At 70.4% G+C, this 15,668-nt stretch carries 12 protein-coding genes and 1 pseudogene; 8 read left to right on the forward strand and 5 right to left on the reverse strand.

The annotated features are described in order from the left end of the window. The 3 genes and pseudogenes from ACFQUZ_RS10570 to ACFQUZ_RS10580 form a co-directional block, all read left to right on the forward strand. A pseudogene (locus tag ACFQUZ_RS10570) lies at positions 1–104 on the forward strand (RICIN domain-containing protein); the annotation flags it as partial. A gap of 205 nt (positions 105–309) precedes the next feature. After that, positions 310–2,304: an alpha-L-fucosidase gene (locus ACFQUZ_RS10575; RefSeq protein WP_377440729.1), complete on the forward strand. Its 1,995-nt coding sequence runs from the start codon at positions 310–312 to the stop codon at positions 2,302–2,304. A gap of 194 nt (positions 2,305–2,498) precedes the next feature. Further along, positions 2,499–3,617, forward strand: coding sequence for a ScyD/ScyE family protein (locus tag ACFQUZ_RS10580; protein ID WP_377440731.1), 1,119 nt, complete (start codon positions 2,499–2,501; stop codon positions 3,615–3,617). Here the strand turns inward: ACFQUZ_RS10580 and ACFQUZ_RS10585 are convergent. From ACFQUZ_RS10585 to ACFQUZ_RS10595, 3 genes are all read right to left on the reverse strand, one after another. After that, the gene (locus ACFQUZ_RS10585; protein WP_377440733.1) at positions 3,581–4,306 is read right to left on the reverse strand and encodes a hypothetical protein; all 726 of its coding nucleotides are present in this window, start codon (positions 4,304–4,306) and stop codon (positions 3,581–3,583) included. The two genes, ACFQUZ_RS10580 and ACFQUZ_RS10585, sit on opposite strands and share 37 nt — an antisense overlap. 57 nt (positions 4,307–4,363) lie before the next feature. After that, positions 4,364–5,137: a peptidoglycan DD-metalloendopeptidase family protein gene (locus ACFQUZ_RS10590; protein ID WP_377440734.1), complete on the reverse strand. Its 774-nt coding sequence runs from the start codon at positions 5,135–5,137 to the stop codon at positions 4,364–4,366. A gap of 90 nt (positions 5,138–5,227) precedes the next feature. Beyond that, the gene (locus tag ACFQUZ_RS10595; protein ID WP_377440736.1) at positions 5,228–6,037 is read right to left on the reverse strand and encodes an SAM-dependent methyltransferase; all 810 of its coding nucleotides are present in this window, start codon (positions 6,035–6,037) and stop codon (positions 5,228–5,230) included. A 272-nt stretch (positions 6,038–6,309) separates the two neighbouring features. Here ACFQUZ_RS10595 and ACFQUZ_RS10600 point away from each other — a divergent pair, with 272 nt between their 5' ends. The 4 genes from ACFQUZ_RS10600 (at position 6,310) to ACFQUZ_RS10615 (ending at position 11,107) form a co-directional block, all read left to right on the forward strand. Further along, positions 6,310–7,461, forward strand: a complete 1,152-nt coding sequence (locus ACFQUZ_RS10600) for a winged helix DNA-binding domain-containing protein (RefSeq protein WP_377440738.1) — start codon at positions 6,310–6,312, stop codon at positions 7,459–7,461. Positions 7,462–7,787: 326 nt separating this feature from the next. Then, complete coding sequence (locus ACFQUZ_RS10605; RefSeq protein WP_377441134.1) at positions 7,788–8,573, forward strand: tetratricopeptide repeat protein; 786 nt, start codon at positions 7,788–7,790, stop codon at positions 8,571–8,573. Between the two features lie 138 nt (positions 8,574–8,711). Further along, the gene (locus tag ACFQUZ_RS10610; protein ID WP_377440740.1) at positions 8,712–10,220 is read left to right on the forward strand and encodes an amino acid permease; all 1,509 of its coding nucleotides are present in this window, start codon (positions 8,712–8,714) and stop codon (positions 10,218–10,220) included. 128 nt (positions 10,221–10,348) lie between these two features. Beyond that, the gene (locus ACFQUZ_RS10615; protein ID WP_377440742.1) at positions 10,349–11,107 is read left to right on the forward strand and encodes a YaaA family protein; all 759 of its coding nucleotides are present in this window, start codon (positions 10,349–10,351) and stop codon (positions 11,105–11,107) included. Between the two features lie 115 nt (positions 11,108–11,222). On the opposite strand, the gene ACFQUZ_RS10620 is transcribed toward ACFQUZ_RS10615, so the two are convergent. Both ACFQUZ_RS10620 and ACFQUZ_RS10625 read right to left on the reverse strand, forming a co-directional pair. Beyond that, positions 11,223–12,317, reverse strand: coding sequence for a lytic polysaccharide monooxygenase (locus tag ACFQUZ_RS10620; RefSeq protein ID WP_377440744.1), 1,095 nt, complete (start codon positions 12,315–12,317; stop codon positions 11,223–11,225). 185 nt (positions 12,318–12,502) lie between these two features. Beyond that, complete coding sequence (locus ACFQUZ_RS10625; RefSeq protein ID WP_377440746.1) at positions 12,503–13,927, reverse strand: cellulase family glycosylhydrolase; 1,425 nt, start codon at positions 13,925–13,927, stop codon at positions 12,503–12,505. A 348-nt stretch (positions 13,928–14,275) separates the two neighbouring features. Between ACFQUZ_RS10625 and ACFQUZ_RS10630 the strand changes: the two genes are divergently transcribed. Next, a complete protein-coding gene (locus ACFQUZ_RS10630) occupies positions 14,276–15,664 on the forward strand; it encodes an MFS transporter (RefSeq protein ID WP_377440748.1) in 1,389 nt (462 codons plus the stop codon). The last annotated feature ends 4 nt before the right edge of the window (positions 15,665–15,668 follow it).

Below are 15,668 nucleotides of genomic sequence, written 5' to 3' on the forward strand. Positions count from 1 at the left end.
AGGTGGTGGAGGTGCAGGGCGCCTCGACCGCCGATGGCGGCAACATCGTGCAGTACGCCGACTGGAACGGCGCGAACCAGCAGTGGCAGCTCAACCGCGTCGGATAGGACGGTTTCGGATGTGCGGCCGCTGTGGCGGCCGTACATCGATGTATGTCGCCAGCTGAGGCGCTGTCAGGTCAGCGATGCGCGGGCGGCGAGGCAGAACCTCGATGTGACCAGGTACTGATGTTCGTGACAGTGAATCTTAACGTCTGATGTCTGAGGCCGACGTGCCGCCTCAGCTCCCCTTCTGGCTGGAGGGATCCCCATGTCCCGCTCCCCGCTCACCCGACGCTCGTTCCTGACCGTCCTCGGCGCCACCGGCGCGGCGGCGGCCGTCGGCGCCGGCGACATCCTCCACCCGCTTCCCGCCGCTGCGGTCATCCCCGGACCGACCAGCTATTCCCCCACCTGGGCGTCGGTCGACCAGCACCCACCGGCGGCCGAATGGTTCCAGGACGCCAAGTTCGGCATCTACTACCACTGGGGCGCGTTCAGCGTCCCCGCCTTCGCCAACGAGTGGTACCCGCGCAACATGTACAACAACGGGTCCAACGAGAACAACCATCACCGGAGCGTCTACGGCGATCCGTCGGCCTGGCCGTACCACAACTTCATCAACGGAGCGAACAACCGGGCTGGCCAGTTCGTGCAGTTCGCGCCCCGGCTCAGGTCGGCAGGCGGCACCTTCGACCCGAACGAGTGGGCACAGTTGTTCGTCGACGCCGGCGCCAGGTTCGCCGGGCCGGTGGCCGAGCACCACGACGGCTTCTCGATGTGGAACAGCCAGGTCAACGAGTGGAACTCGGTGGCCCGCGGGCCGCGACTCGACCTGCTGCGGCTGCACGCCGACGCCATCCGGGCAAAGGGCCTCAAGCTGTTCGTGGCCCTGCATCACGCGTTCAACTTCACCGGTTTCTACCAGTGGGTGCCGTCGCAGTCGGACCAGAGCCTGCGCAAGCTCTACGGCCAGCTCGGCGCCAGCGCCGAACACCAGCTCTGGTACGACAAGCTGCGCGAGGTCATCGACGGCTACCAGCCCGACATCATCTGGCAGGACTTCGACCTGTCCAAGATCCCGGAGTCGTACCGGCTGAACTTCCTGTCGTACTACTACAACCGGGCGGTGGCCTGGGACAAGGAGGTCGTCGCCACCTACAAGGACGGCTTCAACACCAGGGGCGAGGTGTTCGACTTCGAGCGCGGCGGCCCCGCCGGCATCCAGACCCCCTTCTGGCTCACCGACGACAGCATCAGCAGTTCGAGCTGGTGTTACACGGTCGGCATCGGCTACTACTCGACGAACGCCCTGCTGCACGCGCTGATCGACCGGGTCAGCAAGAACGGCAACATGGTGCTCAACATCGCCCCGATGGCCGACGGCACCATCCCGTCCGGGCAGCGAAGCGTCCTGCTCGGCATCGGCGACTACCTCAATCGGTTCGGCGAGTCCATCTACGCCACCCGGGTCTGGACCTCCTTCGGCGAGGGACCGACCCAGATGGGTGGCGGGACGTTCCAGACCCCGCGCACCGGTACCGCGCAGGACATCCGGTTCACCCGCAACAAGGCCAACACCGTGCTCTACGCGACGATCCTCGGCTGGCCCGGCAGCTCGGTCACCATCACCACGCTGTCGTCCAACCGGATCAACCTGGGCAGCCTGGTCTCCGCGCAACTGCTCGGCTCCACCGCCGGCACGTACATCGACCTGCCGAACCGCACCCAGGACGGCGGCGGGTTCCGGATCACGATGCCGTCGGGCAACGCGCCGTACAGCGCCCCCGCGTACGTGCTGAAGCTGACCTTCTCCGGTCAGATCCCCACCCTCGGCGCGGCTCCAACCCCTACCGGATACGTACGGATCGCCAACGTCACGACCGGCCTGGTGCTGGACAGCGGCGGGAGCGTCGCCTCCGGCTCGAACCTCAAGCAGTGGAGTTACGACGGCAGCACGAACCTGCAGTGGCAGCTCGTCGACGTCGGCGGCGGCTATCACCGCATCGTCAACCGCACCAACGGCATGGTCGTCGACAGTTGGGGCAACGCCGCCAACGGGGCCCCCGCCCGGCAGGCGGCCTGGAACGGCGGCAACAACCAGCAGTGGCGGCTCACCAGCCTGGGCAACGGCCGGTACCAGATCGTCAACCGTGGCACCGGCACCGCGCTCGACGGCATGGGCAGCACCACGGTCGGTGCCACGGCCTGCATGTGGGCGCCGAACGCCAGCACGAACAACCACTGGACCGTCACCGCGGTCTGATCGCCATCACCACCGACACCATCCCGGTCGGGATCGGCCGGCGCCGCCAGGCAGCAGCCGGAACGTCCCGCCCAGGGTGTCCGGCGGACCGTGGCACGGTGTCCGACAGCCGACAACGACGCGGAGCCGGACGGTCGACTCACTAGCGTCATCGACGGACGTAGTTGACAGCCGACCACAGTGGAGGGAAGCCCATGGCCCGTCGCACCCTCAGTTCCAGCCTGACGGTCACCACCATCGCGCTGCTCGCGGTGGCGTCCGCGCCCGCCGGCGCGCAGGCGGCACCTATCGGTGCCGCTCGCCCGACGGTGGTAGCGACCGGACTCGACAACCCCCGGGGCATCACGGTGGAGCCCGGCGGTGTGGTGCTCGTCGCCGAGGCCGGCAGCGGTGGTCAGGGCCCGTGCATCGTCGGCGCGCAGGACCAGACGTTCTGTCTCGGCGCGACGGGCGCCGTGACCGCCATCTGGGGAGACCACCAGCGGCGGGTGGCGACCGGCCTGCCGTCGCTCGGCACTCCCGACCAGTCCGAGGTCTTCGGGCCGCAGGACATCGCTCTGACCAAGGCCGGGGCACTCGTCACCATCGGCCTGGGCACCGATCCGGCGCGCCGGTCCCAGTTGGGTCCCGCCGGCACGCTCGTCGGCCAGACCGTAAGGCTGGGGCTGTCCGGCGCCAGCGCCTTCGCCGACCTGGCCGGATACGAGGCCGCCAACGATCCGGACCAGGACCAGCCCGGCACCGGACCGGACAGCAATCCGTACGGCCTCGTGGCGGACGGCGACGGGGCGGTGGTGGCCGACGCGGGCGGTAACGACCTGCTGCGACTGGACCGCGACGGTCGCATCAGCACAATCGCCGTCTTCCCGACGACGCCGACGCCGAACCCGTTCGGCGGACCGGACGTCCCGATGCAGGCCGTGCCGACGGCGCTGGCGAAGGGCCCCGGCGGGGCGCTGTACGTCGGCCAGCTGACCGGGTTTCCGTTCCCGGTGGGCGGCGCCAAGGTGTGGCGGGTGACGCCAGGACGGGGGCGCACCGTCGTCGCCGACGGCTTCACCTCCATCATCGACCTCGCCGTGGACCGCCGAGGCCGGCTCCTGGTGCTCGAATTCGCCACGAACGGCCTGCTCAGTGGCGATCCGACCGGCGCCCTGACCAGGGTGGAACGGGACGGATCACGTACCGAACTGGCCACCGACCTCGTCGCCCCGACCGGAGTCGCGGTCGCCCCCGACGGCACGGTATATGTCGCCAACAACGGCACCCGGGTGGGTCAGGGTGAGGTGCTACGGCTCCGCGTGTCCGACTGAGTCCCGCGGATCGAGCCGCCGGTGCCGGTTCCGTCCGGCCCGGCGGCGCCCACCGTCCGCTGGTGCAGCCGGCTGAACGCCTCGGCCCATTCGTCCGGCCCGGAGCGGTCGGTCTTCTTGGTGGTGAAGTAGTCCGCGTGCAGGACGGTCGCCGTGATGAGCGCGATCAGGCAGGCGAGTGACAACCCGACCTGCACGCCCTGCGCGATGTCCTCCAGCCACGAATACCAGCCGGGGTAGAGCAGCGACTTGACCTGCGGGACGAGATCGCCGAGCCGCGCCTGGACCATCGCCTTGAAGTAGCCGGGGAAGTCGGGCGACGACATCACGTCACCACCGAGGCCGACCAGGCCGTACAGGAATAGCGCGGGCGTGGCGATGAACGCCGCGGTGCGCGCCCACAAGCGTCCCTGGGCTAGCAGCGGCGCCAGGCTGGCCAAGGCCAGGCACGCCACGCCGACGACGATGAGATCGACCGCGCCCCGCTGGCCTCGCAACAGTGGTGGTGGTGGCGGACCGTCCTGGCGGGCGATGTCGGCGAGAAGTGCCGTCAGCTGGGCCGAGTCCGGAGTACCCCACCAGTACAGCTCGATCGAGCCGGCCACGATGAGGAGCAGGCCGGCTCCTGCCGTCGCCCAGGTCAACCGCGAGGCCAGTCGTACCTTGCCCGGTGCGTTGATCCCCGTCATGGCATGGAGTCTAGAGTCCCTGCCCAATCTCGGTGGTCCGATTTTCCACGTGCCTGGTCAGCACCGCGGCACACCGGGGATGTAGCCGTCGTAACCGGTGTAGACGTACGCGTCGGCGATGAAGCGGCCGCTGCCGATCCGGTCCCAGATCGAACTGGTGCCATACGTTCCGGTGACGGTGCTGCCGCTGGTCTGGCAGTGGATGGTGACCCGGGTGCCGTCGGCGACCGTGCCGACGGCGGTGTAGCCGGTGCCGGGGCCCGAGCGCACCGTCAACGGGGTGCCGCTGGTGTTCACGGTGCCGGAGCCGGTCGACGAGGAGCAGGCGTTGTCGCTGGTGTAGGTCCTCGTGCCCCAGTAGAGGGCGAGCGCGCCGTTGAACCGGACCTGGATGTCGGCGCCGTTGAGGCGCTGCTCGTAGTGCAGGTGCGGGCCGGTCGAGCCGCCGGTGCTGCCCACCCAGCCGATCACCTTGCCGTAGCCGATCGACTGGCCGACGGAGACGTTGAAGCCGTTGAGGTGCGCGTAGTAGGTCGTGTAGCCGCCGCCGTGGTCGATCCGGACGTACTTGCCGTAGCTGGTGCCACCGAGGTCGGCGACCCGGTCCACGGTGCCGGGGGCGCTGGCCACCACGGGGTCGCCGAGGTCGTCGGTGCGGTTGAAGTCGACCGCGTACGCCGGGCTGTGGTTGGTGCGGGTCTGGCCGGACCAGGACTGGCCGCAGGGGAACGGGACCTTGAAGGTGGGGGCGGCCATCGCGGGAGCCGCGGGGCCGAGGACGCTCGCGGCGAGTACGCCGCTGATCAAGAGACTGAGCCACCGCTTGCGCATCGGTCCTCCTCCGCGAAGCACTTCGATGCCGGTGGATGAAATTTAATTACAGGACGTCGATACGTCAAGAAGGATGACTACATGATCTGGTCAGCGCTTGCGACCGACGCCGCAGTAACCGTCCACGGTCGCGGGAGTGCCGGCGGTGTCCGGGCGCCAGTGGGTGAACGGCACCAACCCCGGCTCGACCAACTCCAGACCATCGAAGAACCGAGCTATCCGGTCGGGGCTGCGCAGATGGTACGGAAGCGCGCCGCTCTCGTTGTACTGGCGGTGTGACTCGACGACCTCGGGACTGGTGTCGGTGCCGTCGGAGATGGCGAGGTAACTGTCCGAGGGCGCGGCGGCCATCAGGGTCTGGATGATGCGGTTGGCCTCGGCGTCCTCGCCGACGTGGCCCAGCACGCCGAGCAACATGACCGCCACCGGCTCGGTGAAGTCGAGGATCTCCCGGGCCTGCTTGATGATCTCGTCCGGGTCGTGCAGGTCGGCGTGGATGTACGTGGTCAGGCCCTCCGGGGTGCTGACCAGCAACGCGCGGGCGTGGGCCAGCACCATCGGGTCGTTGTCGACGTACACGATCCGGCTGTCCGGGCGGGTGCGCTGGGCGACCTCGTGCGTGTTGTCGGCCGTCGGCAGACCGGTGCCGACGTCGAGGAACTGGCGGACGCCCGCCTCGCCGGCGAGGAACCGCACCGCCCGGGAGAGGAACGCCCGAGACTCGCGCGCCGCCAGGATCATTCCCGGGAACACCTGCCTGACCTGGTCACCGGCGGCCCGGTCGACCTCGAAGTTGTCCTTGCCGCCCAGCCAGTAGTTCCAGATCCGCGCCGAGTGCGGCACGCTCGTGTCGATCTTCGCGTACGGCTCGGCCTCGGCCGGCTGGACGGTGTCTGCCACGGGTGCCTCCCGGATGAGGAACGGGCCGGTCTCAACGGACCACAATATGATCACACAGTCGTCCCGTGCCGGAACACTCCGGTGCTCCGCAGTGGACCGCCGATCCCACTCCGGCGTGTCGGCGTGGCCGCGCAGCAGATGGGCAGCCGGGTCGGTCATGGCACGCGGGAGGCCAGCGAGGTGGGACAGGTTCTGACCTACGTCGGCCCTACGGTGGTCGGTATGACGGAGTTCTGGACCGACATCCCGCAAGCCGATCCCGGGTACCCGCGGTGACCCGCCTGACCTGGGCGCAGGTGTGTGCCCGGCGCCTCGCCCGGCACGGGCTCGGGGTGGCCGCCGCCCCGACGCCGACCACGATCGCGGAGGTGGTGTCCGCGATGTGCGGCGCGCACGCGCAGATCGCGTCGGCCGCCGAACTGTCCGTGGGGCTGCGGGCGCCGGATGTCACCCGTACCTCCGTGCGCGAGACGTTGTGGACGGACCGCACGCTGGTCAAGACCCGCGGACCGCGCGGTACGGTGCACCTGCTCGCGGCCGCCGACCTGCCGATGTGGATCGGGGCGCTGTCCGCCATCCCGGGCTCCGCGGTCCCGCCGAGTCACGCCGCCCTGCTCACCGCCGAGCAGGTGGAGCAGGTGGTTGCCGCCATCGCGGACGCGTTGAGCGACGCGGAACTGACCACCGTCGAGCTGACCGAGCAGGTGGTGGCCCGCACCGGACCGTGGGCCGGCGACCGGGTGATGGAGGCCTTCCAGGACAAGTGGCCCCGGTGGATCGCCGCCATGGACGTCGCCGTCCGGCGCGGCGTGCTGTGCTATGGACCGAACCGCGGTCGCGCCACCACACACACCAGCCCGACCCGCTGGCTGCCGGGATTCACCCCGATGGAAGGCGAGGCCGCGCTGGCCGATCTCGTGCACGCCTATCTGCACGCCTACGGGCCGGCCACCCCGGCACAGTTCGCCCAGTGGTTGGCGGCCCCCCGATCGTGGGCCGCGGACCTGTTCGGATCGCTGGATCTGGCGCCGGTGACGGTGGAGGGCCGTCCCGGGTGGGTGGCGGCCGACGACACGGACTTCCCGGACGAGCCGGTGGACGTGGTGCGGCTGCTGCCCTACTTCGACGCGTACGCGGTCGGTTGCCACCCCCGCGACCGGGTCTTTCCGGGCGCGGCCGCCGAGCGGGCGCTGGCCCGGGGCCAGGCCGGCAACTACCCGGTACTGCTGGTGGACGGCACGGTCGCCGGAGTGTGGCATCAGCGTCGGTCCGGGCGCGCCATCCACGTCACCGTGGAACCGCTCGCCGACCTCGACGCCCGGCGGCGCCGGGCACTGGACGAGCAGGTCGAGCGGGTGGGCGAGGTGCTGGAGGGCAGGCCCACGCTGACCGTCGGGACGGTCAGCGTGGGCCCGCACGCCTGAGCGTGGTCGGTGCCCCGACCGGGCGGGGCACCGACCCTGGCCGCGATCAGAAGGGCTGCCGGTCGGCGGCGCAGGCGATCCGGTCCGCGACCGCTGGCCGTCGCCTGGTTGAGCCTCGGCCACGCCAACCATGCCCTGGGCGACACCAGCGCGGCGACCGCCGGCTACACCCGGGCCGCGTCCGCCGGTCGGGCCGCCGGCTGGGCGGAGTGCGAGGCCACCGCCCTCTACCTGCGGGCCAGCGTGGAGCTGAGCGGCGGCCGGACGGACCGGGCCGGCCGTAGCGTCGCCCGGGCGCTGAGCCTCAATCGGGCTGCCGGTCGCGAATCGGCCCGGGCGGTGAACCTCAATCTCCTCGGCGAACTGCGGCGGCTGCGCGGCGACCTGAGCGGCGCCGTCGATGTGCTCGCCGAGGCGCTCGTGCTGCACCGTCGCTACGGCGCCCCGGCGAGCCAGGCCAACGCGCTGGTGCTGACCGCGACGGTGGAACACGAGCTGGGCGGTTACACCGGGCGACCGGGCACCTCACCGAGGCGCTCGCGCTCGCCGAGGACTGCGGGAACTCGTACGCCATCGCGATGGCCCTGCGTGGGCTCGCCGCCGTACGACGGGACCAGGGGCGCCACGCGGAGGCCGAACGGCACGCCCGGGCGGCTCTCCAGATGGCGCAGCGCAGCGGCAGTAAAAGGGGGGATGGCCGAGGCGCTCACCGTGCTGGGGACCGTTCTCGGGCGGATCGACCGGCACGAGGCCGCGATCGACCTGTACGGGCGGGCGACCGCCCTGGCGCGGGCCACCACGGACCGGTACGTCACGGCGAGCGCCCTGGTCGGTCTGGGGCAGGCGCATCAGCGGCTCGGCCGTACCGACGACGGGCGGCGCTACACCCGTCAGGCGCACGCCCTCGCCGCCCGCTACGGCTATCGGGTCGTCGGCGGTCGCGCCCTGACCGTCTGGGCGGCCTGCGAGCTGACCGCCGGAGCGCCGGAACCGGCCGCCGACCTGGCCCGCCACGCGGTCGCCAGCCACCGCGACACCGGGCACCGCTACGGTGCGGCTCAGGCGTTGTTGGTGTTGAGCCGCACGGGAAGCCACCGGACGACCTGCCGTAACCGGGCACTGGCGATCTTCAGCGCCCTCGGGACGCCGGAGACCGAACCCTGATCCGACCTCAGGTTTACCCCGCTGGCGTTCTGGACAGTTGGTAACCCGGCAGGTCAGGTCTTTCCGAGACGGTGAGGTGAGGTCCCGTGAGCCTGTTCAGGACGAAATCGGTCGAACAGTCGATTCGGGATACCGAGGAGCCCGAGCATCAACTCCGTCGGGAGTTGTCCGGCCTCGACCTGACCGTGTTCGGCATCGGCGTCATCATCGGTACCGGCATCTTCGTGCTTACCGGTGTGGCCGCCAACCAGACGGCCGGCCCGGCCGTCGCGGTGTCCTTCGTCGTGGCCGGCATCGCCTGCGCGTTGGCGGCGCTCTGCTACGCGGAGTTCGCGTCCACCGTGCCGGTGGCGGGCAGCGCCTACACCTTCTCGTACGCGGCGCTCGGCGAGCTGGTCGCCTGGATCATCGGGTGGGACCTGGCCCTCGAATTCATCCTGGCCGGCGCGACGGTGGCGGTGGGCTGGTCGCAGTACTTCGCGGTGTTCCTGGAAACCCTCGGGATAACGCTCCCGGCCGCGCTCGCCGGCGGTGAGGACGGCGCGTTCAACCTGCCCGCCACGCTCATCGTGCTGATCCTCACCGCCGTCCTGGTCGGCGGCATCAAGATCTCCTCGCGGGTGAACGCCGTCATCGTCACCATCAAGGTGGCCGTGGTCCTCGCCGTGATCATCATCGGGGCGTTCTTCGTGAAGGGCTCGAACTACACCCCGTTCGTCCCGCCGTCCGAGCCGACGGACGGTGGCTCGGGCGTCGACGCGACACTGCTGGAAGCGATCTTCGGGCAGGCGCCGGCCAACTTCGGCATCAGCGGCATCTTCGCGGCCGGGGCGCTGGTGTTCTTCGCGTTCATCGGGTTCGACATCGTGGCCACCGCGGCCGAGGAGACCAAGCTCCCGCAGCGGGACATGCCGCGCGGCATCCTCGGCTCGCTCGCCATCTGCACCGCGCTCTACGTCGCCGTCTCGCTTGTCGTGGTGGGCATGCAGAACTACGCCGAGCTGGACACCGAGGCACCGCTCGCGGCCGCGTTCCAGGCTGTGGGACAGCCGTTCGTCGCCAACCTGATCACCGTCGGGGCGCTGGCCGGGCTGACCACCGTCGTCATGATCCTCATGATGGGGCAGAGCCGGGTGGCGTTCGCGATGAGTCGAGACGGGCTGCTGCCGCGGTGGCTGAGCCGGGTGCACCCGCGGTTCGGCACCCCGTACCGGATCACCATCATCGTGGGTCTGCTGGTGGCCGCGCTCGCCGGCTTCATCCCGCTGGAGGAACTCGCCGAGCTGGTCAACATCGGCACCCTGTTCGCGTTCGCCCTGGTCTCGGCCGCGGTGATCATCCTCCGCCGGACCCGGCCGGATCTGCGTCGCGGGTTCCGGGTGCCGTGGATGCCGGTGATCCCGATCCTCGCGGTGCTCACCTGCGTGATGCTGATGATGTTCCTGACCGTCGAGACCTGGCTGCGGTTCCTCGCCTGGATGGCGCTCGGGTTCGTCGTGTACTTCCTCTACGGCCGCCGGCACAGCCGGGTCGGCAAGGCCGCCGCGGACGGCGGCGAGCCGGCGCCGGACGGACGGTCGGCCGGCACGTCCTGACCGCGGGTACCGCCGTCTCCCGCGCCCCAGCCGGCGCGGGAGGCGGCGCGTGGGCTCCCGCACGAGGAGGCGACGTGTGGGGCTCCCGGCCGGGGCCGGGAGCCGGTCGATGCTGCCACAATGTCCGGGTGATCATCCTGCTGCACAGCTCCAAGACCATGCGGCCGCCGTCATCCGGCACGCGGCCCACCGGCACGCCGGTCCTCGTCGACCGCGCGGCCGAACTGGTCGAGCGGCTGCGGGCGCTCACCCCGGCACAGCTGTCGCGTGTCATGGCCGTCTCGGCCGACCTCGCGGCGAAGACCAGGGACCAGTACGCGGCCTGGACGCCGGAGCCGGGTACCCCGGCGGCCGAGACCTTCGTCGGGGACATCTACAGCGGTCTGCGCGTCGACGCGTTCGGCCCAGCCGAGCGCCGGTACGCCGATGACCACATCCGGATCCTGTCCGGGCTGTACGGGATCCTGCGGCCGTTCGACGGCATCCAGCCGTACCGTCTGGAGATGGGGTACCGCCTGCCGGGCCTGAACCTGTACCAGTTCTGGGGCGCGTCGATCGCCGAGCAGTTGCCGACCGAGGGTCCAATAGTCAACCTGGCCGCCGTCGAGTACAGCAGAACCGTCACCCGACATGTGGCGGCGGAGCGCGTCGTGGCGCCGAAGTTCCTGACCGTCGATCCGAAGTCGGGGCAGCCGAAGTTCGTGGTCGTGCACGCGAAGATCGCCCGAGGCGCCTTCGCCCGGTGGCTGGTCACCGAGCGGGCCCGCGATCTCACCGCGTTCGCCGAGATCGGTTACGTGTACGACGAGGCGCTCAGTTCCGAGCGGGAGCCCGTCTTCGTCTGCGCGGAGTTCGGCGGCAAGGGCCTCTCCGTCCGGCTGACCTGAGCGCGGCCCGCACGCCCGGCCGGGGAGTGGACCCCCGGCGCGCCGGCCGGGGCATCACCCGCGCGCCGGCCGGGCGGTGGAGCCACCGCCCGGCCGAGGTGGGAACGCCCGTTGTTCAGGTGGTCGCGGTGCAGGTGACCGCCGGTGCCGGGTTGCTGCCGTTCCAGGAGCCCAGGAAGCCGAATGTGGTGCTCGCTCCGGCGCCGAGGGTTCCGTTGTAGCCCACGTTCGTCGCGGTCACCGCCGATCCACTCGCCGAGACCGTGGCGCTCCAGGACGAACTGATCTGCTGCCCGTTCGCGTACGTCCAGCGAACGGTCCAGCCACGGATGGCGGAGTTGCCGGCCGTCACCGTGACCTCGCCCTGGAAGCCGCCGGTCCACTGCCCGGTGACCTGGTAGGTGGCGGAGCAGCCACCCGGCGCCGGGGTGGGTGTGGTCGGGTCGGGCGACGGGGTCGTCGGGTCGGGTGACGGCGTGGTCGGGTCCGGGTCGGGTTCCCCGCCGCCGAAGGTGACGTCACTGCACAGGTAGTACGACTGATCCATGTGGCTGGCCTGCCAGACCGTGAACACGATGTGCCGGCCGGTGCGGCCCGGCGCGGCGCCCGGCACCTGGATGGAGACGCCGCCGGTTTCCGGCGTCCACTGAGCGGCGGGCGTGTTGCCGATCTGGCCGACAAGGTCCAGGTTGCCCCAGCCGAGCGGCTGGGTCAGCGGGTTGAAGCCCTGCTTGGTGACGTACACCCGGATCCAGTCGGCGCCGTGGCTGGCCTGGTCGAACAGCTTGATCCGGAAGTTGTTCGACAGGGGGGTGGTCTGCCACGCCCCGACGGTGTCGAGCGCGTTGTAGCGTCCGTTCTGGGTCCGGCCGCCGCTGCACAGTTGACCGTCCGGAATCACGGCCTGCGGATTGCCGCCCACACCGTCGCGGTAGAGGCCGTTCCAGTTCCACATGGCCTGCGGATCGGCCTGCCAGGCCTGCCAGCACATCGGGTCCTCGGTGGCCATCGCCGGGTTCTGGAAGTCGCCTCCCCAGCGTTGCCAGCAGCCGTAGTTGCGGGTCGCCGGGTCGATCACGGAACCGTGTGCCGACGCCGGTTTGGACAGCACCGCCGCCACGCCGGCGGCGAGCAGCACGATGAGTGCCGCGCCCAGCGCGGCCAGCCAGGCGAGCCGCGGAAGGGGACGGGCACGGAGTGGGGTGGACATGGAGCCCTCCGGGAAATGAGGTCGGCAGGTCTGCCCGGACTGCCGGGGTGCCCGTCTCCCGGCGGGTCGCGCGTCGCGACCGCTCCCGCTGGCCAGACTGCCAGAATAATCGACAAGTTTCAATTGGAGTCGCGGTGGCGTCCCGGCCACGGGACGCCACCGCGACCTCGTCGGTGGGTGGGCAATCAGCTCGTGGGGAAGTTGTCCGGGGTGCGGATGCGGCTGCGCATCAGGTTTCCGGACTCGGTAAGCACGCCCGTGCCGGTGTACGTGCCGCCGTAACAGGTGTTCGGGCGGAAGGCGGCGCTGCCCTCGTTGGCATCCGAGAAGGTCCAGTTCGCGTAGCTGATCTTCAAGCGGTCGAGCAGGTCCAGCCAGGCGTTGCTGCTGGCCACGTCGACGGCGCCACCGCCGGTGTAGGTCACCGTGCCGAACTCGGTGACGAACATGGGCAGCCGGGCGGCGGCGCGCTCCAACTCGGCCCGGTAGTTGTCCTTGTGCGAGGCGGCGTAGAAGTGGAACGCGTACATGATGTTGCTCGCGTTCACCGGGTTGTTGATCACCTCGGTGGAGTTGCCGCCCTCCGAGACGCCGAGCGACGACCAGGCCCGGGTGCCGACGACCACGATCGCGTCCGGGTCGTTGGCCCGGATCACCGGGATGACCTGCTCGGCGTAGTTCTTGATGGTGCTCCAACTGACCCCGTTGGGCTCGTTGGTGATCTCGTAGATCACGTTGTTCTTGTTGGCGTGGCGGGCCGACACCGCGGCGAAGAACGTCTTGGCCCGGTCCAGGTTGTACATCGGGTCACCCGGCGTCAGGGTATGGAAGTCGATCATCGCGTACAGGCCCCGTTCGGTGGCCTCCTCGACGAGCGTGTTGACCCGGTTGGTGAATCCGGCGGGGTCGGTCTCGTAGCCGTCCTCCTGCACGTACATCGAGATCCGCAACAGGTCGGCCAGCCAGTCGGTGGCGAGCGCGTCCAGCGAGGCGTCGTTGTAGCACTGGGAGAACCACTGGAGTCCGTGCGTGCTCATCCCGCGCAACTGGATCGGCCGGCCGTAGGCGTTGCACAGGTTCACCCCGCACACCCGCAGCTGGCCGTTGATGGCCACCGGTGTCGTGCCGGTGGGTGGCGGGGGAGTGGTGGTTGGCGGATCCGTCGGCGGATCGGTCGGGGTGACCGACCCGGTGCAGACCGTGCCGTTGAGAGTGAACGATGTCGGGTTCGGATTGCTGCCCGCCCAACTGCCGTTGAAGCCGATGCTGGTGCTGGCATTGGTGGCCAGGGAACCGTTGTAGCCGACGTTCTGCGCCGTGACGACCGAGCCGCTCTGGCTGTAGCTGGCCGACCAGCCCTGCTGCACCCGCTGGCTGCTGTTGGGGAAGGTCCAGCCGAGGGTCCAGCCGTTGATCGGGTCACCGAGGTTCGTGATGGTGATGTTGGCGGTGAACCCGCCGGACCAGGAGTTGGTGGTGTAGGTGACGGCGCAGCCGGTGGCCGCCATGGCGTTCGCGGTGGGCAGCGCCGCCGTCGCGGCGGCCGCCACCGCCACGACGGCGGCGGCGGCGACCAGGTGGCGCCGCAACCGTGGGGGAACTGTGGTCATGGGAGTCTCAATCCGGGTACGGGGGCGGGCGGGCCGCTGATCCGAACGCCGGATCGGGTGATCCGGCGGGTCGGGTCGCGGGCGCCTGGCCACGGGGAGTGCGGGGGATGAGTCGCGAACCGGTGGCCCACCCCGGTCCGGTCGTTCGTCTCGCGGGACCCGTGCGTTCGCCCTGACACGGGAGCGCTCCCAAGAGGAGCTTCCCAGACTCCCGGACCCCCCGCAACAGATACGGCGTCGAAATTCGACAGCCATCACAGCGCCGCCCGGATCGCGGTGACCACCAATTCACACCATCGCCACGCCGCCGGTCACCACCCCGCAACGGGGGCTGCCGACCGTACCGGCATGACAGCCACGCTGCCCGTCGAGGCACCCACATCCACCATCGCCAGCGGACGCTGGATCAACCACTGGGAGCCGGAGGACGAACGGTTCTGGGCGACCACGGGCCACCGGGTTGCCCGTCGCAACCTCGTCTGGTCGATCGTCGTGGAACACCTCGGCTTCTCCGTCTGGCTGCTGTGGAGCGCCGTCGCGGTGAGCCTGCCGGCCGCCGGCTTCCGGTTCTCCGTCGACCAACTCTTCTGGCTGGTCGCGCTGCCCAACCTGGTCGGCGCGGCGATGCGCGTCCCGTACACCCTCGCGGTCGCCCGGTTCGGCGGCCGGAACTGGACCGCCGTGTCGTCCGCGCTGCTCCTGCTGCCGATCGGGCTGATGGCGGCCTGTGTGCTGAACCCCGGCACGCCGTACTGGATGTTCGCCGCCGCGGCGACGACCGCCGGCCTCGGTGGCGGCAACTTCGCCTCGTCGATGGCGAACATCTCGTACTTCTACCCGGAGCGGCGCAAGGGTTTCGTGCTCGGCCTCAACGCGGCTGGCGGCAACCTCGGTGTCGCCGTCGTGCAGTTCGCCGTCCCACTGGTCGTCGGGGTGGCCCTGCTCGGCACCACGGGCGACGGCCCGCACCTGGTGAACGCGCCGCTGCTGTGGCTGCTGCCGGTGCTTGTCGCCACGGTCTGCGCGGCCCTGTTCATGGACAACCTCAGCGTGTCCCGGGCCCCCCTGCGCCGGCAGGCGACGGTGCTGCGGGACCGGCACACCTGGGTGATGTCCGGTCTCTACATCGGCACGTTCGGCTCGTTCATCGGCTACTCGGCGGCCCTGCCGCTGCTGATCCGGTCGGAGTTCCCCGCCTCCGGTGGCGTGCTGTACGCCGCGCTCGGTCCGCTGGTCGGGTCGGCGTCCCGCCCGCTCGGTGGCTGGTTGGCCGACCGGTTCGGCGGTGCCCGGGTCACCGCGGTGACCTTCCTGGTGATGGCCGGCGGCGTCGTCGGCGTGCTGGCCGCCCTGACGGTCCAGCGGTTCGGCCCGTTCCTCACCGCGTTCCTGGTGCTCTTCGTCGCCAGCGGGGTCGGCAACGGCTCGACGTACCGGATGATTCCCGCGATCTTCCGGGTCCGGGCCGTGCGACGCCTCGGCGATACCCCCGAGGCGGTGGCTCGGGGCCGCACCGAGGCGGCCGCCGTGATCGGCCTGGCGTCGGCGGTCGGCGCGCTCGGCGGGTTCCTCATTCCCCGCGGGTTCGGCATGTCGATCGCGCAGACCGGCTCGATCGAGGCCGCGCTGCTCACCTTCCTCGCCGGCTACGCCGCGTGCGTCGCCGTCACCTGGTGGTACTACCTGCGCACCGTCCTGCACCGGGTAGCCCCCAGCCTGGCCGAGGCGGCGGTCTGACGGC

It is taken from the genome of Plantactinospora sp. GCM10030261 (genome assembly GCF_042666615.1).
Classification (GTDB): domain Bacteria; phylum Actinomycetota; class Actinomycetes; order Mycobacteriales; family Micromonosporaceae; genus KBS50.